Here is a 21,446-nt window from a genome sequence, read left to right as displayed (position 1 = left end):
ACGACCTCGCCAACGTCGGCGGGGGAGAGGATGGCGATGTCGGAGGCGTTTCTCATCGGCGGTGCGCGCACCCCGGTCGGGCGGTACGGCGGGGCTCTGGCCTCCGTTCGTCCTGACGATCTGGCCGCCCTCGTCGTGGCTGAAGCCGTGACGCGCGCGGGCGTGCCCGTCGACGCGATCGACGAGGTCATCCTCGGGGCCGCGAACCAGGCCGGCGAAGACAACCGCAACGTCGCCCGCTTGGCCGTGCTGCTCGCGGGACTGCCGGATGCCATCCCCGGCCTCACCGTGAACCGACTCTGCGCGTCGGGGATGAGTGCCGTCGCCCTCGCTTCGCAGGCGGTGCGTTCGGGCGATGCCGACATCGTCGTCGCCGGCGGCGTCGAGTCGATGACCCGCGCGCCCTGGGTTCAGGCGAAGCCCGAGCGCGCGTGGGCGAAGCCCGGCGCCTCCTTCGACACTTCGATCGGCTGGCGCTTCACCAACCCGCGCCTCGCCGCGCGCGACAAAGCCACTCTCTCGATGCCCGAGACGGCCGAGGAGGTCGCCCGCGTCGACGCGATCACCCGCGCCGACGCCGACGCCTTCGCCCTGCGGAGCCACGAGCGGGCCGTGGCGGCTCAGGATGCCGGGCGCTTCGCGAGCGAGATCGTCGCGGTGGACACGGGCCGAGGGGTGGTCGACGCCGACGAGGGCCCGCGCCGTGACACCTCGCTCGAGGCGCTGGCCCGACTCCGCCCGGTGGTCCAGGGCGGTGAGGTCGTCACGGCGGGCAACTCCAGCTCGCTCAACGACGGGGCCTCGGCCGTCGTCGTCGCCAGTGCCCGAGCGGTCGAACGCTACGGACTGCGACCCCGCGCGCGCCTCGTCTCGCACGCGTCGGCCGCTCTCGCGCCCGAGATCATGGGCCTCGGTCCCGTGCCCGCGACCGAGAAGGCCCTCGCGAAGGCGGGGCTCTCGGCATCCGACCTCGGCGCGGTCGAACTCAACGAGGCGTTCGCGTCGCAGTCGCTGGCGTGCATGCGACGGCTGGGACTCGACCCCGAGATCGTCAATGCCGACGGCGGCGCGATCGCCCTCGGTCATCCGCTCGGATCGAGCGGCAGCCGCCTGCTCGTGACGCTGCTCGGACGCCTGGAGCGCGAGAACGCCCGGTACGGGCTCGCGACCATGTGCGTCGGCGTCGGACAGGGGACCGCGATGATCGTGGAGCGGGTCGATGGCTGAGCCGACGCGCGGGGCCGCCACCGACGCGAGCCAGACCCCCGAGGTCGTCGACGGGACCGAGAGCCACGCCTCCCGTCTGCGCGTCGACGCCTTCGACGACCGCGTCATCGCGACCCTCGACCGCCCCGATCGCCGCAACGCGATCGATCAGGCCATGGTCGACGAGCTGCACGCGCTGTGCGCCGAGCTCGAGCAGCGACCGCGCACGCTGATCCTCACCGGCGCCGGCGGGATCTTCGCCGCGGGGGCCGACATCGCGCAGTTGCGCGAGCGCACCGGCGACGACGCCCGCCGCGGCATCAACGCCACGGTGTTCGACCGCATCCGCCACCTGCCGATGCCCGTCGTCGCGGCCGTCGACGGCTTCGCCCTCGGCGGGGGAGCGGAGCTCGCCTACGCGGCCGACATCCGCATCGGCACACCCCGCGTGCGCTTCGGCAACCCCGAGCCCGGCCTCGGCATCATCGCCGCCGCCGGCGCCGCCTGGCGCCTGCCCGAGATCGTCGGCCACGCGCGCGCCAGCGAACTGCTGCTCACCGCGCGGGTGATCGACGCCGACGAGGCGCTCGCGTGGGGCCTGCTGTCGAGCATCCACGAGCCCGGCGACCTGCGGGGCGCCGCCCACGCGATCGTCGACCGCATCGCCGCGAACTCCGTGCGGGCGACCGTGCTGACCAAGCGCGCGCTGCTCGCCCCCCGCGCCGAGCACCCCGCGATCGACGGAGAACTGCAGGCCGAGCTGTTCGACAGCGACGACAAGCGCGCCCGCATGACCGCGTTCCTCGAGAGGAAGAAGAGATGACCCTTCCCGATTCGGCCCCCGCGGCCTCGCTGCCCTCGACCATCGGCGTGCTCGGCGGGGGCCGGATGGGCGCCGGTATCGCCCACGCGTTCCTGCTCGCCGGTTCCCGCGTGCACGTCGTCGAGCGCGACGCCGACGCCGCCGACGCCGCACGCGAACGCGTCGAGACGGCCCTGCAGCGCTCGGCCGTGCGGGGCATCGAGACGCCGGATGCCACGGCCCTGACCACCGGGACCGACGCCGCCGCGTTCGCCGACGCCGGCCTCGTCGTCGAGGCCGTCCCCGAGGACCGCGCGCTGAAGATCGACGCCCTGACCCGCCTCGAGGCGGTCGTGTCGGATCGTGCGGTCGTGGCATCCAACACCTCGTCCATCTCGATCGACGCGCTCGCCGCGTCGCTCGCACGCCCCGCGCGCTTCGTCGGGCTGCACTTCTTCAACCCGGTGCCCGCCTCGGCGCTCGTCGAGGTGGTGACGGGGGCTGCGACCGACCCCGAGGTGGTCGAGGCCGCGAGGGTGTGGATCGCCGCGATCGGCAAGACCGCGGTGGTCGTCCGCGATACGCCCGGGTTCGCGTCGAGCCGCCTCGGCGTCGCCCTCGGCCTCGAGGCGATCCGGATGCTCGAGGAGGGCGTCGCCTCGGCCCACGACATCGACACGGCCATGGAGCTGGGGTACCGGCATCCGATGGGCCCCCTGCGCACGACCGACATCGTCGGACTCGACGTGCGCCTCGGCATCGCCGAAGAACTGGAGCGCGCCTTCGGCGCGCGCTTCACCCCGCCGGCGCTGCTGAAGAAGCTCGTCGACGCGGGGCACCTGGGCCGCAAGACCGGCCGCGGATTCTACGAATGGAGCGAATGATGACGTTTCTCCCGAGCTACGTGAAGGGCGCCTGGTGGACGCCCGTCGAGGATCCCGACGCCGCGGTCGTCCGCGACGCGTCGACGGGCGACGAGGTCGTCCGCGTCAGCACGAAGGGTCTCGACCTCGCGGGCGCCGTCGCCTTCGCGCGCCGGGAGGGCCAGCGGAGCCTCGGCGCCCTCACCTTCCACCAGCGCGCGATGGTGCTGAAGAACCTCGCGATCGCGCTGAACGAGCGCCGCGAAGAGCTGTACGCGCTGTCGATGCGCTCGGGGTCGACCCGCCGCGACTCGCTGAGCGACATCGACGGCGGCATCGGCGTGCTGTTCACCTTCTCGTCGAAGGCCCGCCGTGAGCTGCCCGCCGGAACGGTCGTGCTCGACGGGCCGGTCGAACCGTTGTCGAAGGACGGATCGTTCCTCGGGCGCCACGTGTACACGCGCCTCCCCGGCGTCGCGGTGCAGATCAACGCCTTCAACTTCCCGATGTGGGGGTCGCTCGAGAAGTTCGCCCCCGCGTTCCTCGCCGGCCTCCCCACGATCGTCAAGCCCGCGACGCCCACGGCGTACATCGCCGAGGCCTGGGTGCGCATGGTCGTCGAGACCGGCCTGCTCCCCGAGGGCTCGCTGCAGCTGGTCAGTGGCAGCGTTCCCGGCCTCTTCGACCTGCTCGACCTCGGCGACACCGTCGGTTTCACCGGCAGCGCCTCCACCGCCGAACGCCTGCGCACCCAGGCGAAGCCCGGCGTGCGCTTCACGAGCGAGACCGATTCGATCAACGCCTCGATCCTCGGCCCCGACGCCGTGCCCGGCACCCCCGAGTTCGACGCGTACGTGAAGCAGCTGCTGGTCGAGCTCACCACCAAGGCGGGGCAGAAGTGCACCGCGATCCGCCGCGCGATCGTGCCGGCGGGGACCACGGATGCCGTGGCCGCGGCGCTGCGCGAGAAGATCACCGAACGCGTCGTCGTCGGCGACCCGCGCGTCGAGGGCGTGACCATGGGGCCGCTCGTCTCGCGCGAGCAGCGCGACGAGGTGCTGCGGCAGGTCGCCGTGCTGCAGGACGCGGGCGGGCGTTTCGTCGTCGGGTCGGCGGAGGCCCCCGACGCGCGCGTGGCCGACGGCGCGAGCCCGGCCGACGGCGCCTTCCTCGAGCCCATGCTCCTGGCCTTCGCCGATGCCGCGACCCCGGCCGTCAACGACATCGAGGCCTTCGGACCGGTCGCGAGCATCGTCGAGTACACCGACGTCGCGGAGGCGGCGACCATCGTCGGCCGGGGCGGCGGCTCGCTCGTGACGAGCGTCGCGACCCACGACCCCGGTGTCGCCACCGAGCTGCTCACGCGCATGGGCGCGATGAACGGCCGCGTGCTCTTCCTCGACCGTGACGACGCCCGCACCTCCACCGGGCACGGCGCCCCCGTGCCGCACCTCGTGCACGGCGGACCCGGCCGCGCCGGCGGCGGCGAGGAGCTCGGCGGCATCCGCTCGGTCCTGCATTCGATGCAGCGCACCGCGATCCAGGGCTCGCCGCGCATGCTGACCGCGTTGACGGGGGTGTGGCATCCGGGAGCCGAGACCGACACCGCGGGGCGGCATCCGTTCCGCAAGCCCCTCTCCGACCTGCGGATCGGCGATGCCGTGGAGTCGGCCGAGCGGGAAGTCACCCTCGACGACATCGAGGTGTTCGCCAACTTCACCGGCGACACGTTCTACGCGCACATGGACGAGGAATCCGCCGCGGCGAACCCCTTCTTCCCGGGACGCGTGGCGCACGGATACCTGCTCGTGTCGTGGGCGGCCGGGTTGTTCGTCGATCCCGCACCGGGGCCGGTGCTCGCGAACTCGGGCCTCGAGAACCTGCGCTTCGTCACCCCCGTCTCACCCGGTGACCGCATCCGCGTCGCTCTGACGGCGAAGCAGATCACCCCGCGCGAGACCGACGAGTACGGCGAGGTGCGGTGGGATGCCGTCATCCACAACCAGGACGACGAGATCGTCGCGCAGTACGACGTGCTGACGCTCGTGGCGAAGACGTGGCAGCCCGCCGAGGTGCTGGTGTGAGCGCGCTCCGACCGATGATGCAGCGCGATCAGGCCTCGGCGATGCTCGGCATGGTCGTCGAGCACGACGCGCCGGGGGAGTCCCGCGTGTCGATGACCGTGCGCGACGACATGCTCAACGGTTTCGCCATCACCCACGGCGGGCTCGTCTTCACCCTCGCCGACACGGCGTTCGCGATCGCGTGCAACGAAGACGAGCGCGTGACCGTCGCCGGCGGCGCCGACGTCACGTTCCTGAAGTCCACCACCGCGGGGCAGACGCTGACGGCGACCGCCGCCCGCCGCGCCCGGAGCGGGCGGACGGGCCTGTACGACATCCGGGTGACCGACGAGACCGGCGACCTCGTCGCCGAGGTGCGCGGGCGCAGCATCACGACGGATCGGCGTCCGCCGGCCGACTCCCGACCCGCCGCCGCACCCGATCCCGAGCGCGACGCCGCGCTCTCCACCACGGAGGTGTCCCGATGACCATGACCGTTCCCTCGCGCCCCGACTTCCTGGCATCCGTCGATCCCACCGGCATCCCGCTCGGGAGCCTGCGCGCGCTGCAGCTCGAGCGCCTGCAGTGGACCGTGCGGCACGCCTACGACAACGTCGAGATGTACCGCCGCAAATTCGACGCCGCGGGCGTGCGCCCCGACGACATCCGTACCCTCGACGACATTCGGCTGTTGCCGTTCACGACCAAGGCCGACCTGCGCGAGACCTACCCCTTCGGCATGTTCGCCGTGCCGATGGCCGAGGTCCGTCGCATCCACGCCTCGTCGGGCACGACCGGGCGCCCCACCGTGGTGGGCTACACCGCGGGTGACCTGGATCGCTGGGCCGATCTCGTCGCGCGCTCGCTGAGCGCCGCGGGCATCCGCGCGGGCGATCGCGTGCACAACGCCTACGGGTACGGCCTGTTCACCGGAGGGCTGGGTGCCCACGCGGGAATCGAGCGGCTCGGGGCGACCGTCATCCCGATGTCGGGTGGGCAGACCGCGCGCCAGGCGCAGCTCATCCAGGATTTCGCGCCCGACGCCATCCTCTGCACGCCGAGCTACCTGCTCACCATCGCCGACGCGCTGGAGTCGGCCGGCGTCGATCCGCGGTCCACGTCGCTGCGCGTCGCCGTGCTCGGCGCCGAGCCCTGGACCAACGAGATGCGCCGGGAGATCGAGCGGCGCCTCGACGTCGTCGCCGTCGACATCTACGGCCTGAGCGAGGTGATGGGCCCGGGGGTGGCCAGCGAGAGCGCGCTCACCAAAGACGGCCCCCACGTGTGGGAGGACCACTTCCTGCCCGAGACGATCGACGGCGAGAGCGGCGCCCCGGTGGCCGACGGAGAACTCGGCGAACTGGTGTTCACCTCGCTCACCAAAGAGGCGTTCCCGGTCATCCGCTACCGCACCCGCGACCTCACCCGCTTGAAGCCGGGCACGGCGTTCCCGTCGATGCGACGCATCGAGAAGATCACCGGGCGCAACGACGACATGATCATCCTGCGCGGGGTGAATCTCTTCCCGACCCAGATCGAGGAGATCGTGATGGGGATCGAGACGCTCACCCCGCACTTCGTGCTCGAGCTGCGTCGAGAAGGACGAATGGATGCCATGACCGTCCGCATCGAACGGCACCCCGCCCTGCAGCGAGAGGTCTGCGAGGCCGCCGGTGTCGTGCTGCAGCAGCGGATCAAGGTGCTCATCGGCACGAGCGTCGACGTGAACGTCGAGGAGCCGGGTGCCTTGCCGCGCAGCGAGGGCAAGTACAAGCGGGTGTACGACCTGCGGTGACGGGCGCCCGGGCGCCGGGCCGACGTCGAGACCGCGGACCATCGTGGGATCGCGCCGGTCGGGCGTTCCTCGGCGTCGTCAAGACGGAGGAGGACGCCCGTTGCGGGGCGACCCGCCCCCGGTTACACTTTTACTGAACGATCGGTCTGTAAAGGGAGTCGACGATGACGACAGCACTCACGACGGACGCCGCACTCGACGGCGAGGCGATGTTCGACGCCCTCATCGAGGCCGACGGACGCATCGAGCCCCGCGACTGGATGCCGGAGGGTTACCGCCGCACGCTGATCCGTCAGATCTCGCAGCACGCGCACTCCGAGATCATCGGCATGCAGCCCGAGGGAGCGTGGATCACGCGGGCGCCGAGCCTGAAGCGCAAGGCGATCCTGCTGGCCAAGGTGCAGGACGAAGCCGGACACGGCCTCTACCTCTACTCGGCGGCGCAGACCCTCGGCATCACCCGCGACGAGATGACGCAGCAGCTCGTCGACGGCAAGGCGCGGTACTCGTCGATCTTCAACTACCCGACCCCGACGTGGGCCGACATGGGCGCCATCGGCTGGCTCGTCGACGGCGCCGCGATCTGCAATCAGGTGCCGCTGTGCCGCGCCTCGTACGGACCCTACGGTCGCGCGATGGTGCGCATCTGCAAAGAGGAGTCGTTCCACCAGCGCCAGGGATTCGAGATCCTCCTCACGCTCATGCAGGGCACCGACGCGCAGCGAGAGATGGCGCAAGATGCCGTGAACCGCTGGTACTGGCCGAGCCTGATGATGTTCGGTCCCCCCGACGACGACTCGCCCAACTCGGCGCAGTCGACGGCGTGGAACATCAAGCGCTTCAGCAACGACGTGCTGCGTCAGCGGTTCGTATCGATGCTCGTCCCGCAGGCGGCGGTGCTCGGGGTGACCCTGCCCGACCCCGACCTGCGCTTCAACGACGAGACGGGCCAGTACGACATGGGTGAGATCGACTGGAGTGAGTTCCACGAGGTTCTCGCCGGCCGAGGCCCCCTCAACACCACGCGGCGCCAGCACCGTCGCGACGCGCACGAAGAGGGTGCGTGGGTGCGCGAAGCCGCCGCCGCGTACGCCGCGAAGAAGAGCGCGAAGGCGGCCGCCTGATGGCGACTCCCGGGGGGAGCCCCGCCGAGACCTGGCCCCTGTGGGAGGTCTTCGTGCGCGCCAACCGCGGCCTCAGCCACGTGCACGTGGGTTCGCTGCATGCGCCTGACGCCGAACTCGCCGTCCGCAACGCCCGCGACCTCTACACGCGTCGCGGTGAGGGCGTGTCGGTCTGGGTCGTGCCCTCGGATGCCGTGACCACGAGCGATCCGGGAGCCAAGGGCGCGTTCTTCGAGTCGCCGGCGGGCAAGAACTACCGGCACGCGGTGTACTACACCGCGTCCGAGGGGGTGCCGCACCTGTGAGTACGACGACGGATGGGTCGCGGGCATCGGCGGATGAGTTCATCGACGTCACCGACGCGGGACACGGCGACGGCCCGCACGGCGTTGACCCGCACGGCGCCGACCCGCACGGCGATGACCCGCACGGCGACGTCTCGCTCGATGCCCGCGAGCTCGCCGCCGAACTGGCCGGCGGAGACGACCGCGCCACCGACCCCGACGTCGCCGCCTACGCGCTCGGTCTCGCCGACGACGCCCTGATCCTCGCGCAGAACCTCTGCGGCTGGATCGCGCGCGCCCCCGAGATCGAAGAAGATGTCGCGCTCGGCAACATCGCCCTCGACCTGCTCGGTCACGCGCGCTCCCTGCTGCGCTACGCCGGCAGCTACGACGGCCGCAGCGAAGACGATCTCGCCTACGGGCGCGACGAGGCGGAGTTCCGCTCGATGTGGCTGTTCGAGCTGCCGAACGGCGACTTCGCGCACACGATCGCCCGGCAGCTGCTCGCGTCGACGTACCTTCTCGAGCTGTACCGCGACCTCACGGCATCCACCGATCCGGTGCTCGCCGCCGTCGCCGCCAAGGCCGAGAAAGAAGTCGACTACCACCGCGATCACGCCGTGCAGTGGACGCTGCGGCTCGCCGGCGGAACCCAGGAGTCGCGGCGGCGGTTCCTGGTCGCGCTCGACGACACCTGGCCGTACCTCGACGAGCTGTTCCGCGACGAGCCGCTGCACGACCGGCTCGCCGGTGTCGCCGTGCGTCCCTCGAGTCTGCGGGGCCGTGTCGACGCGGTGCTCGCCACCGTGCTCGACGACGAAGACGTGCCCGTCCCCGCGGTTCCGGGTTCGTCGGCGGGTGGGCGCCGTGGCATCCATCACCCCGCCTTCGGACCGCTGATCGCCGAGATGCAGGTGCTCGCCCGTCGGCACCCGGGAGCGACGTGGTGAGCGTCGAGCACGCCCGCGCCGTGGCCGCCGCCGTCGTCGACCCCGAGGTGCCCGTGCTCACCATCGACGACCTCGGCGTGCTCCGCGACGTGCGGGTCGACGGCGACACGGTCACCGTGACGATCACCCCCACCTACTCGGGATGCCCCGCGGTCGACGCGATCCGCGACGATATCGTGCTCGCGCTCACCTCGGCCGGTTTCGACCGCACGATCGTGAAGACGACGCTGAGCCCCGCGTGGACGACCGACTGGATGAGCGACGAGGGCCGACGCAAGCTCACCGCCTACGGCATCGCCCCGCCGTCGGGAAGGGCGCCCGCGGGTCCCATCCGTCTGCGCTTGAGCGTGGCGTGCCCGCAGTGCGGCTCGCTCGACACGCGCGAACTCTCGCGATTCGGCTCCACCTCGTGCAAAGCGCTCTGGGAGTGCCGCGCCTGCCTCGAACCCTTCGACCACTTCAAGGCGCTCTGATGACGATGACGGATGCCACGACCCCGGCCGCGACGCGCGAGCCGGCAACGGGTCCCCGTGCGCGCGCCCGGTTCCACACGCTGCGTGTCGCCGATGTGCGGCCCCTCACCCCCACCGCGATCGAGGTGACCTTCGCCGTCCCCGACGATCTCGTCGACGCCTTCGACTACGCGCCCGGGCAGTACGTGGCGCTGCGCGCCACGGTCGAGGGAGAGGAACTCCGCCGCTCGTACTCGCTGTGCCGTCCGCCGACCCGGGGCGCGGTCAGCGTGGGCATCAAGCGCGACCCCGACGGCCGCTTCTCGAGCTGGGCGCACGAGGGGCTGCGCCCGGGAGATGAGGTCGAGGTGATGAGCCCGCAGGGCACGTTCGTCTCGAAGGCCTCCGTCGCCACCGGCCACGTCGTCGCGATCGCCGCCGGCTCCGGCATCACGCCGATCATGGCGCTCGCCGCCGATGTGCTCGAGCGCTCCGCCGACGCCCGCATGACGATCGTCTACGCCAACCGCTCCTCGACCGACGTCATGTTCGTCGACGAGCTCGCCGACCTGAAGGACCGCTACCCGGCCCGCCTCACGCTGCACCACGTGCTCTCGCGCGAGCAGCGTGCCGCTCCGGTCTTCTCGGGGCGCATCGACGAAGAGCGTCTGCGCCTCATCCTGTCGCGCCTCATCGATCCGGTCTCGGTCGACGAGTGGTTCCTCTGCGGACCCTTCGCGCTCGTGGAACTCTGCCGCGAGACCCTCGCCGAGGTGGGAGTGCCGCGCGAGCGCGTGCGCTTCGAGCTGTTCACCGCGGGCGACGGCGACGCCCCGGCGCAGACCGGGGGAGCGCGCCCCGTGCGCGTCCGCGCCGACGAGCCGGTGCGCTCGATCGATTTCACGCTCGACGGGCAGTCCGCCCACGTCGACAGTCCGGTCTCGGCGAACGAGACGATCCTCGCGGCAGCCCTGCGCGTACGCCCCGACGTGCCCTTCGCCTGCGCGGGGGGCGTCTGCGGCACGTGCCGCGCGCGGGTGGTCGAGGGAGCCGTGTCGATGACCGAGAACTACGCGCTCGAACCCGACGAGATCGAGCGCGGGTACGTGCTGACGTGCCAGTCGCACCCGACGTCCGACACCGTGCGCGTCGACTACGACGGATGAGAGGGATGCCGTGATCGACGACGTCTTCGCCGATGGTGTGACCACCATCACCCTGAACGCTCCGTCGCGACGCAACGCGCTCGGCATCGACGACGTGCGTGCGCTCGCCGCGGCCTACGACCGCGCCGAGGCCGACGGTGCGCGCGCCGTGCTGCTGCGCGGGGAGGGCCCCGCGTTCTGCGCCGGCCGCGACATCGCCGGCGTCGACCCGGCGACCGACGACGTGGCGGGGTACCTCGACGACACGCTCGCACCGCTGCTGCAGCGCATGGCGTCTTTCCCGGCGCCCACGTTCGCCGCCGCCCACGGGGCGTGCCTGGGCGTGGGCCTGGGCCTGCTCATCGCGACCGACGTCGTGTTCGTCGCCGACGACGCCAAGATCGGCTCTCCTTTCGCTGCCCTGGGCGCGACCCTCGACTCGGGGGGCCACGCGCTCTTCGTCGAGCGTCTCGGCACCCACGCCACGCTCGACCTCATCTACACGGGCCGCCTGCTGACGGGCGAGGAGGCCGTACGCGCGGGACTCTTCTCGCGGGTGGTTCCGGCATCCGAGATCCAGGAGGCCGTCGCCCTCGCCGCCCGTCGCGCGGCGAGGGGGCCGACGGCGGCGTTCCTCGCCAGCAAGCGGATCGTGACCGCGATCCGCGATGAGCGACGGGGGCTGTGGGAGGCCATGGCGCTCGAGAATCGTGCGCAGGCCTCCCTCGCTCGAACGGACGATTATCGCGAGGGTTTCGCGGCGTTCCGAGAGAAGCGTGCGCCGGAATTCGTCGGCCACTGATCCGGCGGCGACCGACGAGGTCACCGTGCGAGGGGCTGTCGCTGGGGGACGCATCGTGAGGGGGACCGGTGACCGCGGTGCGTTTCTCGGCCGGACGCGATGCGCAGCGCGTCGCTGCACGCCGGGATTGATTGAATCGGCTCATGTCGACCGATGAAGACGACGAACTCGCCCGCCTGCGCCGCCGCGCGTACTCGCCGACGGCGGACATCGCCTCCGACCCGGTGGCGCTCGCGCGGCTCGCGGAGCTGGAGCGGCGCGCCGCCGAACCCGCCGACCCTTCCTCTGCCGAGACCGATGTGGGCGGGGGCGCCTCGACCGACGACGTCGCCGACGCGGCGCCGTCCGACGCCGACTCGTCGGGCGCCCGCCGGATCACGTGGTCGCGCCCGCGTCGGTCGACGATCGTCCTGGCGGTCGTCAGCGCCCTCGTGATCGTCGTGGCGGTGGTGGCGCTCGTGCTGGTGCAGCGGGTGCAGACGCACCCCCTGCAGGCCGATGCCGTCCAGGTGGCCCGCCTGAGCCCTGACCCGTCGTACGTCACGCCGGACTTCTTCACGGCGGGAGCCCCCGGGGGGACCGTGGCGTACGCCGAGTTCCAGGGCTTCCGCGTCGTCGTCGCCGACCCGGCTCGCACCGACGGCCGCGGCGTGGCCTGCATCACGGTGTACCAGCCCGACCTGCTCACGGTCGAAGGGGGCGGGGCGTTCTCGTACGACGGCCAGTACGTTCCCCAGGCCTGCGCCGCCGGCACGTTCCCCGCGGCGACCACCATCCGCCTCTTCGACGACGCACCCGAGCGGGAGCGCACCGAGTACCCGGCGGACACGGCGCTGCAGTTCGTGTACGACGAGCAGACCGATGAGGTCGTGGTCTTCCGGGGCTGATCCCGGCCGCGCCCGCGCGCACACGACGATGCCCCGGCACGCGGCCGGGGCATCGATCGCGGGGCAGGGCGTCAGGCGGCGGTGGTCACCGCGAACTGCACCGAGCCCTGCGGGTCGATCTGCGCGTCGAGCACGCGGTCGTCGAGGACGGCTGCGGCGTCGGCGTCGAGGAAGACGCGCGCTCCGGCGTTCTCGACCACGGCGTCGTTCGCTTCGGGGGCGTCGACCACAGACAGCGCGAACTGCGACTCGGGAGATCCCGCGCCCTCGATGCGGACGCCACCCTGCGGCGCGTCCGGGAACTGGGCGGTGATGGTCTTGACGGCGGTCGTGGCCTCATCGGTGAGTGTCAGCATGGGTGACTCTCCTTCTTTGTCGACGACAGGAGCCAGCCACGATGCCGAGAATCGACGGCGTCCTCAACCTGGCGAAGTCATTTCCAGGCAATTCCCACCGGGCCGCCGGGGGTCAGGGGAGCAGCCCCGCGCGCCGCGCGCGGGTGACGGCGGCGTGGCGCGTCGAGGCGTCGAGCTTCGACATCGCCGAGGCGAGGTACGACTTCACGGTGGTCTCGCGGAGCTGCAGAGAGGCGGCGATCTCGCTGTTCGTCGAGCCCACGGCCGCGCACGCGAGCACGTCGATCTCGCGGGGCGAGAGATGCACGTCGGGGTCTTCGCATCTCGCGGGAGCGTCGCCGGTCAGGGCGGCCAAGCGTGCCTCGAGGTCTTCGAGGCGCCGGCGCACGTCGTCGTCGCCGACCGTCGCCGCGATGCTGCGCAGTTGCGCGTAGCTCTCGCGGATCTCTTCGCGCGCGCCCGTGCTGAGGCCGCTCTCGGAGGCGGGGGAGGTGGCGAGGCGGCGTTCGACCTCGGCGCGCACGCGCAGTTCGGTTCCGAGCTCGCCGGCGACGTCGAACGCGGGCCGCGCCTCGACCTCGCCGACCTGCGACTGGGCCCATGATCCGCAGTAGAGCACCCCGCGCGCGGTGCCGCCGACCAGCACGGGGACGGCGAACAGGGTGGCGATGCCCTCGCCGAGGATGGCGCGGTCGTAGTCGTGCGTGATCGTCCGCGACGTGCGGTAGTCGAGGGTCATGCGTGGCCGACGCTCGACGAGGGCGCGTCCGCCGAGGCCGCGGGACGCGTGGACCACGAGGCCCTCGATGCTGCGCGTGCGGGCTCCGACGATGGTCGAGACGTGCACGGCGCCGTCGTGCTCGAGCCCGCCGAAGGCGACGGGGAAGTGGGTGCGCCGGGCGAGTTCGGCCACGGCATGCGACACGAGCGTCGCATCGTCTCGAAGAGGGGACGGTGCTTTCACGCACTACCTACTTCCGGGGGTGACGGCTTCGTCGCCGCGTTTCGTAGCGTCGACAGTATCACCGGGAGCGTTTCCACGACCCCGGTCGTATCCCCCATCGGCGCAACGCTGCGCCGGTCCCATGAGGCAAGGAGGCCACATGACGGACAGAAGGATCGACCCTGCCCCCGGGGGCGGAGTCGACTACATCGCGGTCGAAGAATCGGCACCGTTCCAGGACCTGAAGAGGCGTCAACGCCGCTTCGTGTTCCCTCTCGCGGTGGCGTTCCTCGTCTGGTACTTCGCCTACGTCCTGCTGTCGTCGTTCGCTCCGGCGTTCATGGCGCAGCCGGTGTCGGGGGCGATCACGGTCGGACTCGTGCTCGGGCTGGGACAGTTCGTCACGACGTTCGCCATCACGATGGGCTACGTCGCCTACGCCAACCGTCGGCTCGACCCGCGCGCCGAGGCCCTGCGCGCTGAGCTCGAGCGCACGGAACGGGGGGAGTCGTGAACGACGTCGTCGCCACCGTCACCGCCGCGGTCGACACTGTGGAGAACAACCCGGTCCTGAACATCTCGATCTTCGGCGCGTTCGTCGCCGTGACGCTGTTCATCGTCATCCGGGCCAGCCGCAACAGCAAGACCGCGGCCGACTACTACGCGGCCGGCCGCTCGTTCACCGGCCCGCAGAACGGCTTCGCCATCGCCGGCGACTACCTGTCGGCGGCGTCGTTCCTCGGCATCGTGGGCGCGATCGCCATCAACGGCTACGACGGCTTCCTCTACTCGATCGGCTTCCTCGTCGCGTGGTTGGTCGCGCTGCTGCTGGTGGCCGAGCTCATGCGCAACACCGGCAAGTTCACGATGGCCGACGTGCTGTCGTTCCGCCTCAAGGAGCGCCCCGTCCGCATGGCCGCGGCCCTCACCACCCTCGCGGTCTGCTTCTTCTACCTGCTGGCCCAGATGGCGGGCGCCGGTGGTCTGGTCTCGCTGCTGCTCGGCATCACCGAGCGCGTCGGGCAGTCGATCGTCGTCGCGGTCGTCGGCCTGCTCATGATCGTCTACGTGCTCATCGGCGGCATGAAGGGCACCACGTGGGTGCAGATCGTGAAGGCGTTCCTGCTCATCGGCGGGGCGCTGGTCATGACGATCTGGGTACTCGCGATCAACGGCTTCAGCCTGAACACCCTGCTCGAAAGCGCGGTGGCCGCCTCGCCCAAGGGGGAGGCGATCCTCGGACCCGGCCTGCAGTACGGCGCGAACCCGTGGGACTTCATCTCGCTCGCCCTCGCCCTCGTGCTGGGTACCGCGGGGCTTCCGCACGTGCTCATGCGCTTCTACACCGTGCCGACCGCCAAAGAGGCGCGTCGTTCGGTGGTGTGGGCCATCTGGCTGATCGGGATGTTCTACCTCCTCACGCTGGTCCTGGGGTACGGCGCGGGCGCGCTCGTGGGCTCCGAGGCGATTCTCGCCGCTCCCGGCGGCGTGAACGCTGCGGCACCGCTGCTCGCTCTGGCGCTGGGCGGACCGCTGCTGCTCGGCTTCATCTCGGCGGTGGCGTTCGCGACCATCCTGGCGGTCGTGGCCGGTCTCACGATCACCGCGGCGGCCTCGTTCGCGCACGACATCTACGCCAACGTCGTGAAGAAGGGCGACGTGCCGCCTGACGGCGAGGTCAAGGTGGCCCGGCGCACCGTGATCGTCATCGGCGTGCTGGCGATCGTCGGAGGTATCGGCGTGCAGGGGCAGAACGTGGCGTTCCTGGTGGCGCTCGCTTTCGCCGTCGCCGCCTCGGCCAACCTGCCCACGATCCTGTTCTCGCTCTTCTGGCGTCGCTTCACCACGCGCGGCGCCGTGTGGAGCATGTACGGCGGTCTGGCATCGGCTCTGCTGTTGATCTTCCTCTCGCCGGTGTTCTGGGGTGGGCCCACCAGCGTGTTCGCGAACACCGGGGTGGCGATCTGGCCGCTGAACAACCCCGGTGTCGTCTCGATCCCGCTCGGGTTCTTCCTGGGGTGGCTCGGCTCGGTCACTTCGCGCACGGCCGAGGATCGAGGCAAGGCCGCCGAGATGGAGGTGCGTTCGCTCACCGGTTTCGGGGCCGAGAAGGCCTCCGACCACTGACCGCTTCGACGCCCGGCTCCGCTCCGGCGGGCCGGGCGTCGTCGCGTCCGTCGTCAGACGGGTTCGCTCAGCGACTCCGAGGCCACCGCCGCGCTCTCGAGCGAGAGCAGGTATTGCTTCACCTCGGGGTGACCGCCGTACTCGCCGATCGAGCCGTCGGCGCGCACCACGCGATGCACCGGGACCACGATCGAGAACGGGCTCGCCGCGCACGCGGTGCCCACCGCGCGCGCAGCGCGGGCGACGCCGGCAATCATCGCCACCTCGCCGTAGGCGGCGACCTCGCCGTAGGGGATCTCGCGCGTCGCTTCGAGCGCAGCCCGCGTGAAGCCGCGCACGAAACGCCAGTCGAGGTCGACGTCGAACTCCCGACGGCGCCCGTCGAAGTACTCGTCGAGTTGAGCGACGAGGTCGGCGCCGGGGCCGGGATCGGGGTCGGGCACCACGCCCAGTCGCTGGGAGATGTCGGCTCGGGCTCGCTCTATGCCGCCGTGCGCCACGTCGAGTCGCACGAGGGCGTCGTCGACGAACGTCAGGAGGACGGGCCCGATCGGACTGTCGTACTCGGTGCTGGTGACTCTGTTCATGCGCCCATCTTCACGAGGCGGAGGTGGCGGTGCAGCGGCGTTCCCGCGAATGGTGGACGACGCCGCCACGTCGCCGCCTGGGGAGGAACCGCCGGTGGTGCGGCGTGTCGCCGATTACGGCGAAACTCGGCCCCACTACAGGAGATCCTCGGATGCCCGGCTTAGTCTGGCAGGTGTGTGGCGAGCTGAGGAGGGTACCGTGATCGGTGCCGACGAAGACGGTCCGGCAGCGACCGTCGACCCGGCGGAGCTGCGGCTGTCGGAGCCCGGGATCGTGGTGCGGCACGTCGCCGACCCGGAACGCGATCGCATCCGCGCGGAAGCTGCCGCCCTGGGTGGGCGTTCGACTCTGCTGCGCTTCGACGACGCGCTCGACGCGGGCATCGACATCACCAAGGCGCACCCCGGTTCGCTCCCGCAGTTCATCACCGGGCGCGCCACCATGCTCTCCAACCTCTTCCGCGACGAGGTGGCGCTGCGCACCGCCCGCATGGCCGCGGAGCGCATCACCGCCAAGAACGTCGAGCTGCGCACCGCCCGCGGCCTCGAGCCCGTCCACCTGGCCGTCGGTCTCGCCGCCTGGAAGATCGGGGGAGTGGAGTGGTCGGCCCCCGTGCTGCTGCGTCCGCTCGCCATCCGTCGTCACCACGGCGACTTCGAGCTCAAGCTCCACGGCGCCTTCGTGATGAACCCCGAGCTCGCGCGCGCCTTCCGCACGCACCTCGGCATCCAGATCGACAGCGCGGCCCTCGCCGGGCTCGCGTACGACCAGGGCGTGTTCAAGCCGCAGCCGGTCATCGACCACATCCGCCGGCTCACCACGCACGTGCCGACCTTCGTCGTCCACCCGCGCCTCGTGATCTCGTCGTTCGCCGATGTCAGCTCGGGCATGGTGCGCGACACGCAGCACCTCGACGACACCCTGCTGAACGCGCTCGCCGGTCACCCCGACGACCGGGCCCGCGTCACCGTCCGCCGCGACGAGCCGGTGATCGTCAGCCCCGACGAGCGCACCCCCGCGGCCGACACCCTGCTGCTCGACGCTGACGCCGAGCAGGAGCGCGTGCTCGCGCGCATCGCCGCGGGGCACTCTCTCGCGGTGCACACGCTGCCGGGCACCGGCGGCACGCAGACCGTGATCAACGCCATCGGCCAGCTCGTGCACGACAACAAGCGCGTGCTCGTGGTGAGCGCTCGACGCTCGACCCTCGACGGCATCCGCCACCGCCTCGCCGGTGTCGGCCTGGCCGGTCTCGCCGTCTCACCGCACCACGTACGGCGCGACCTCATCCGCGCGATCGGTCGCAACGAGAAGGCCGAGCAGCCCAAGGTCGCCGAGATCGACGACGCCCTCGTGCGCCTTCGCACGGTGCTGCGCGACTACCGCTCGGCCGTGACCGAGCCGCACCTGGCGCTGGGCGTCTCGGCGCTCGACGTGCTACGCGCGCTCACCTCGCTGGCATCCCAGTCCCCGGCGCCCTCGACCGAGGCGCGTTTCGACCTCACGACGCTCGAGCGTCTCGCCGGTCGTCGCGACTCCGCCGCGCGCGCCCTCGCGATGGCCGCCCGCCTGGGTGAGTTCCGCTTCGGTCCCGACGACTCGCCCTGGTACGGCGTCAGTTTCACGCGCACCGAAGACGCGCGCGCCGCGCACGAGCTGGCCGGCAAGCTCCACGCGCAGGACGTTCCCCGTCTGCTGGAGCGCGGCTACGAGCTCATCGCCCAGACGCGCATGCGGCCGTTCCAGACGGTCTCCGAGCTCGGCGCCTACCTCAAGCTGCTGCACGGCATCCGCGAGTCGCTCGATCGCTTCAGCCCCAGCGTGTTCGAGCGCCCGCTCGGCGAACTCATCGACGCGCACTCGCCGCGCCGCGACGCCTCGGCCATGAGCGGTCCGAACCGCCGCCGGCTCAAGCGCCTGTCGAAGGAGTACGTGCGCCCCGGGGTGCACGTCACCGACATGTACGAGGCGCTCGTGCGCATCCAGCAGCAGCGCACCGAGTGGCAGCGCGTCGTCGAAGCGGGCGTCACCCCCGAGGTGCCGCTGGGCCTGGCCGACGTGCACGTCGCCTGGCAGCGCACCGACGCCCTGCTCGGCGAGCTCGACCAGATCCTCGGCCGTCAAGGTTCCGACCGCCTCGCGACCCTGCCGGTGCAGCGTCTCGTGCGGACGCTGGCGGGCCTCGCGGCCGAGTCCACCTTCTTCGACAACCTCGTCGAGCGCGCACAGCTGCGCTCCGAGCTGGCCCGTCTGGGCCTGGAGCAGCTGCTCGTCGAGCTGTCGGTGCGCCATGTTCCCGAGGAGCGCGTGGGCGCCGAGCTCGAATTCGCCTGGTGGCAGTCCGCGCTCGAGCACCTCCTGCGCACCGATCGCGCGCTGCTGGGGGCCAACACGAGCGTCGTCGACCGCCTCGAGCGCGACTTCCGTCTGGTCGATGAGGCGCACGCCGCTGCCGCCGGTCCGCTCCTGGCCGCCCAGCTCGCCACGCAGTGGCGCATCGGCATCGTCGATCACGCCGACGAGGCCGCCGCGCTTAAGCGTTCGCTGAAAGACGGCCTGCACACCGCTCAAGAGATCTCGGATGCCGCTCCCACCCTGCTGCGCACGCTCGCGCCGGTGTGGCTGGCGTCGCCGTACGAAGTGCCCGACGTGCCGTGGGACCTCGCGTTCGACGTCGTGATCGTGGCGGACGCCGCCGCCCTCTGCCTCACCGAGGCCACGCCGGCCCTGCGCCGGGCGCGCCAGGTCGTGCTCTTCGGCGACCCCGTGGTGCAGAAGCCCACGCCGTTCCGCGTCAGCGCATCGGTGGCCCCCGTCCCCGATGAGGCCGACGAGGTGCCGTTCGATGAGATCTCGGTCTTCGAGCGCATCGCGGAGCTCTTCCCCGTCGAGACCCTCACGCGCAGCTACCGCGCGGGCGGCGAAGACCTCTCGCAGCTGGTGAACGACGCGTTCTACGGCGGCGAGATCGTGTCGCTGCCCTGGGCCGGGTCGTACCTCGGCCGCGGCAGCCTCAGCGTCGACTACGTCGAGGGCGGTGTCGGCGCCCCCGACCCCATCAGCGGTGCCGTCGAGAGCCCCGATGCCGAGGTCGCCCGCGTGGTGACCCTCGTGGTCGAGCACGCCGTCAACCGCGCGTCCGAGTCGCTCATGGTCGTCACGGCCAGCCGCACGCACGCCGAGCGCGTGCGCGCGTCGGTGGTGGCCGCTCTGGCCGGTCGCTCCGACGTCGCCGAGTTCGTCTCGCGCGACGCGGCGGAACCCTTCTCGGTGCTGACCCTCGAAGAGTCGGTGGCCGAGAGCCGCGACCGCGTGATCTTCTCGCTGGGCTTCGGCCTGACCCGTCACGGTCGCGTGCTGAGCGACTTCGGCGACCTGTCGACCCCCGACGGTGAGCGTCTGCTCACGGTGGGTATGACGCGCGCGCGGCGTTCGATGGTGATCGTGTCGTCGATCCGCCCGTCGTCCTTCGATGACGGACGCCTCGAGCACGGGGCGGCGACGCTCATGGGCATTCTCGGAAACCTCGCGGCGCGTGGTCGCGAGAGCCGGCTCGAAGACCTCGCCGACCCGCTCACGCGGGCCCTCGCGCGCGAGCTCCGCCGCTTCGGTGTCGAGGTCGACGTCGACTATCACGGACTCCTGCCGCTCGTGGCGCGATACCGGGGCAAGGCCGTCGTCGCCGAGAGCGATCCCGAGACGATCGGGGAGTCCCTGCGCGAGACGCTGCGTCTGCGCCCGCAGATCCTGCGTCGCCTGGGCTGGCACTACGTGCGCGTGCACGCGTTCGACCTGTACAGCGATCCCGCCGGTGTGGCGTCGCGCATCGCCGAGCTGCTGGGGGCCGCCCCCGCAGACGCCGCCGCGCCCGACACGACCACCGAGCCGCTCGATCTTCCCGGTTGAGCCGGTGATGAGTGCGACCCCGGATGCCGCCGGGCCCGGACCCCTCGTCGGATCGGACGACTCGTCGGCATCGATCGAGACCGCGGACGGGTCGGTGGAACCGGTCGCCGTCGACGTCGCTCCTGCGTCCGGGACGCCCACCCCGCATGCCGTGCGACAGCCCGTGGTGCGCGTGCACGGGTCTCGCCGCGCCCGGCTGATGCCGGCGCCCGGCACGACCGCGGAACCCGCGCCCGCCGACGACCCCGCGCGGGGCGCGTCGGCCGGGCCCGTGGCATCCGGTCCCAACGACGAGCGCATGCTGCGCGACGTTCCGCCGCACTACTGAGCCGAACGCGAACCGCGCCGGGATCCCCCCGGTGGGGTCTCACGGCGCGGCGCGGCTATCGCAGAGTTGCGGTCACCGCGTGCTGTTCTGGCGCTCCAGCAGGTCGCGGATCTGAACGAGCAGCTCCTGCTCGGTGGGCAGCTTGGGCTCGTCCGAGGCCGCGTCGGCCACACCGGCGCGCGCCGCGGCGCGGGCCTTCCAGTGGTTCATGGGGTAGACGAAGACGAAGTACACCACCAGTGCGACGGCGAGGAAGCTGATGATCGCCGTCAGCAGGCCGCCGAGGGGGAACACCACCTGCTGGCCGTAGATTCCCGTGATCGACGGCCCGAACTCGCCGTTGTCGTTCGGCTGGTAGAACACCTGGACCAGCGGATTGATGAGCGACGCGACGATCGCGTTGACGACCGCCGTGAAGGCCGCGCCGATGACGACGGCGACGGCGAGGTCGATGACGTTCCCGCGGAGAATGAACTCTTTGAATCCCTTGATCATGCGCTTGTTCCCCTCTGGCCGCGCCGACTCGGAGTCAGGATGCCGAGGACGGGGCGGACGGCTTCGATTCCGACTTCGATGATGTCGAAGAACTCGAGGCGCCGCCAGCGCTTGCGCCGGACGACGACGAGCTGCTCGATGACGAGTTGCGGGAGTCGGTGCGGTAGAAGCCCGAGCCGTTGAAGGTGACGCCGATCGAGCCGTACTGCTTGCGCACCTCGCCGCCGCACTCGGGGCATTCGGTGAGGGCGGCATCCGAGAAGGACTGCACGGTCTCGAAACGGTGACCGCACTGCTTGCAGGCGTAGGCGTAGGTGGGCATCGTGCTGT

Annotated in this window: 22 protein-coding genes; 17 read left to right on the top strand and 5 right to left on the bottom strand. The window is 71.4% G+C overall.

Features of this window, described 5'->3' with window-relative positions; translation table 11 throughout:
• Nucleotides 1–36: 36 nt before the first annotated feature.
• From ASG45_RS12600 to ASG45_RS12540, 13 genes are all read left to right on the top strand, one after another.
• Nucleotides 37–1,227: a thiolase family protein gene (locus ASG45_RS12600; RefSeq protein ID WP_055839448.1), complete on the top strand. Its 1,191-nt coding sequence runs from the start codon at nucleotides 37–39 to the stop codon at nucleotides 1,225–1,227.
• Nucleotides 1,220–2,029 carry an enoyl-CoA hydratase/isomerase family protein gene (locus tag ASG45_RS12595; protein WP_082516598.1) on the top strand — a complete coding sequence of 270 codons (810 nt, stop codon included), beginning with the start codon at nucleotides 1,220–1,222 and terminating at the stop codon, nucleotides 2,027–2,029. The genes ASG45_RS12600 and ASG45_RS12595 overlap by 8 nt, the downstream gene beginning before the upstream one ends.
• Nucleotides 2,026–2,892, top strand: coding sequence for a 3-hydroxyacyl-CoA dehydrogenase family protein (locus tag ASG45_RS12590; RefSeq protein ID WP_055838173.1), 867 nt, complete (start codon nucleotides 2,026–2,028; stop codon nucleotides 2,890–2,892). Before ASG45_RS12595 ends, ASG45_RS12590 begins: the two co-directional genes overlap by 4 nt.
• A complete protein-coding gene (gene paaZ / locus ASG45_RS12585) occupies nucleotides 2,889–4,955 on the top strand; it encodes a phenylacetic acid degradation bifunctional protein PaaZ (protein ID WP_055838170.1) in 2,067 nt (688 codons plus the stop codon). Before ASG45_RS12590 ends, paaZ begins: the two co-directional genes overlap by 4 nt.
• Nucleotides 4,952–5,422, top strand: coding sequence for a hydroxyphenylacetyl-CoA thioesterase PaaI (gene paaI, locus ASG45_RS12580; protein WP_235561616.1), 471 nt, complete (start codon nucleotides 4,952–4,954; stop codon nucleotides 5,420–5,422). Before paaZ ends, paaI begins: the two co-directional genes overlap by 4 nt.
• Nucleotides 5,419–6,729 carry a phenylacetate--CoA ligase PaaK gene (gene paaK, locus ASG45_RS12575; RefSeq protein WP_055838164.1) on the top strand — a complete coding sequence of 437 codons (1,311 nt, stop codon included), beginning with the start codon at nucleotides 5,419–5,421 and terminating at the stop codon, nucleotides 6,727–6,729. Before paaI ends, paaK begins: the two co-directional genes overlap by 4 nt.
• Nucleotides 6,730–6,893: 164 nt before the next feature.
• The gene (gene paaA / locus ASG45_RS12570; RefSeq protein ID WP_055838161.1) at nucleotides 6,894–7,853 is read left to right on the top strand and encodes a 1,2-phenylacetyl-CoA epoxidase subunit PaaA; all 960 of its coding nucleotides are present in this window, start codon (nucleotides 6,894–6,896) and stop codon (nucleotides 7,851–7,853) included.
• A complete protein-coding gene (gene paaB / locus ASG45_RS12565; protein WP_055838158.1) occupies nucleotides 7,853–8,158 on the top strand; it encodes a 1,2-phenylacetyl-CoA epoxidase subunit PaaB in 306 nt (101 codons plus the stop codon). The genes paaA and paaB overlap by 1 nt, the downstream gene beginning before the upstream one ends.
• Entirely contained in the window at nucleotides 8,155–9,087 is a 933-nt protein-coding gene (gene paaC / locus ASG45_RS12560; protein ID WP_442922822.1) for a 1,2-phenylacetyl-CoA epoxidase subunit PaaC, read from the top strand. Before paaB ends, paaC begins: the two co-directional genes overlap by 4 nt.
• Nucleotides 9,081–9,560, top strand: coding sequence for a 1,2-phenylacetyl-CoA epoxidase subunit PaaD (paaD, locus tag ASG45_RS12555; protein WP_055838153.1), 480 nt, complete (start codon nucleotides 9,081–9,083; stop codon nucleotides 9,558–9,560). The genes paaC and paaD overlap by 7 nt, the downstream gene beginning before the upstream one ends.
• Nucleotides 9,560–10,705, top strand: a complete 1,146-nt coding sequence (gene paaE / locus ASG45_RS12550) for a 1,2-phenylacetyl-CoA epoxidase subunit PaaE (RefSeq protein ID WP_055838150.1) — start codon at nucleotides 9,560–9,562, stop codon at nucleotides 10,703–10,705. The genes paaD and paaE overlap by 1 nt, the downstream gene beginning before the upstream one ends.
• A 10-nt stretch (nucleotides 10,706–10,715) precedes the next feature.
• On the top strand, nucleotides 10,716–11,486 hold the full coding sequence (locus ASG45_RS12545) for an enoyl-CoA hydratase/isomerase family protein (RefSeq protein WP_055838146.1): 771 nt from the start codon (nucleotides 10,716–10,718) through the stop codon (nucleotides 11,484–11,486).
• A 143-nt stretch (nucleotides 11,487–11,629) separates the two neighbouring features.
• A complete protein-coding gene (locus ASG45_RS12540) occupies nucleotides 11,630–12,373 on the top strand; it encodes a hypothetical protein (RefSeq protein ID WP_055838143.1) in 744 nt (247 codons plus the stop codon).
• Nucleotides 12,374–12,444: 71 nt separating this feature from the next.
• Here ASG45_RS12540 and ASG45_RS12535 read toward each other — a convergent pair whose 3' ends face one another.
• Complete coding sequence (locus ASG45_RS12535) at nucleotides 12,445–12,729, bottom strand: hypothetical protein (RefSeq protein ID WP_055838140.1); 285 nt, start codon at nucleotides 12,727–12,729, stop codon at nucleotides 12,445–12,447.
• A gap of 112 nt (nucleotides 12,730–12,841) precedes the next feature.
• The gene (locus ASG45_RS12530) at nucleotides 12,842–13,693 is read right to left on the bottom strand and encodes a helix-turn-helix transcriptional regulator (RefSeq protein WP_055838134.1); all 852 of its coding nucleotides are present in this window, start codon (nucleotides 13,691–13,693) and stop codon (nucleotides 12,842–12,844) included.
• A 139-nt stretch (nucleotides 13,694–13,832) separates the two neighbouring features.
• On the opposite strand from ASG45_RS12530, the gene ASG45_RS12525 reads away from it, so the two are divergent.
• Both ASG45_RS12525 and ASG45_RS12520 read left to right on the top strand, forming a co-directional pair.
• The gene (locus ASG45_RS12525) at nucleotides 13,833–14,186 is read left to right on the top strand and encodes a DUF485 domain-containing protein (protein ID WP_055838132.1); all 354 of its coding nucleotides are present in this window, start codon (nucleotides 13,833–13,835) and stop codon (nucleotides 14,184–14,186) included.
• On the top strand, nucleotides 14,183–15,799 hold the full coding sequence (locus tag ASG45_RS12520) for a solute symporter family protein (protein WP_055838129.1): 1,617 nt from the start codon (nucleotides 14,183–14,185) through the stop codon (nucleotides 15,797–15,799). Before ASG45_RS12525 ends, ASG45_RS12520 begins: the two co-directional genes overlap by 4 nt.
• A 53-nt stretch (nucleotides 15,800–15,852) precedes the next feature.
• Here ASG45_RS12520 and ASG45_RS12515 read toward each other — a convergent pair whose 3' ends face one another.
• Entirely contained in the window at nucleotides 15,853–16,386 is a 534-nt protein-coding gene (locus ASG45_RS12515) for a methylated-DNA--[protein]-cysteine S-methyltransferase (RefSeq protein ID WP_055838126.1), read from the bottom strand.
• Between the two features lie 199 nt (nucleotides 16,387–16,585).
• Here ASG45_RS12515 and ASG45_RS12510 point away from each other — a divergent pair, with 199 nt between their 5' ends.
• Both ASG45_RS12510 and ASG45_RS12505 read left to right on the top strand, forming a co-directional pair.
• The gene (locus tag ASG45_RS12510) at nucleotides 16,586–20,293 is read left to right on the top strand and encodes an AAA family ATPase (protein WP_082516596.1); all 3,708 of its coding nucleotides are present in this window, start codon (nucleotides 16,586–16,588) and stop codon (nucleotides 20,291–20,293) included.
• A gap of 7 nt (nucleotides 20,294–20,300) precedes the next feature.
• A complete protein-coding gene (locus ASG45_RS12505; RefSeq protein WP_055838123.1) occupies nucleotides 20,301–20,621 on the top strand; it encodes a hypothetical protein in 321 nt (106 codons plus the stop codon).
• Nucleotides 20,622–20,693: 72 nt separating this feature from the next.
• On the opposite strand, the gene mscL is transcribed toward ASG45_RS12505, so the two are convergent.
• A complete protein-coding gene (gene mscL / locus ASG45_RS12500; RefSeq protein ID WP_055838120.1) occupies nucleotides 20,694–21,116 on the bottom strand; it encodes a large conductance mechanosensitive channel protein MscL in 423 nt (140 codons plus the stop codon).
• Between the two features lie 34 nt (nucleotides 21,117–21,150).
• Nucleotides 21,151–21,438 (bottom strand): FmdB family zinc ribbon protein, encoded by a 288-nt coding sequence (locus tag ASG45_RS12495; RefSeq protein WP_055838117.1) that lies wholly within the window; start codon nucleotides 21,436–21,438, stop codon nucleotides 21,151–21,153.
• Nucleotides 21,439–21,446: the final 8 nt, after the last annotated feature.

The organism is Microbacterium sp. Leaf436 (genome assembly GCF_001424715.1).
Taxonomy (GTDB): Bacteria; Actinomycetota; Actinomycetes; order Actinomycetales; family Microbacteriaceae; genus Microbacterium.
This window is presented reverse-complemented; position numbering and strand designations above follow the sequence as displayed.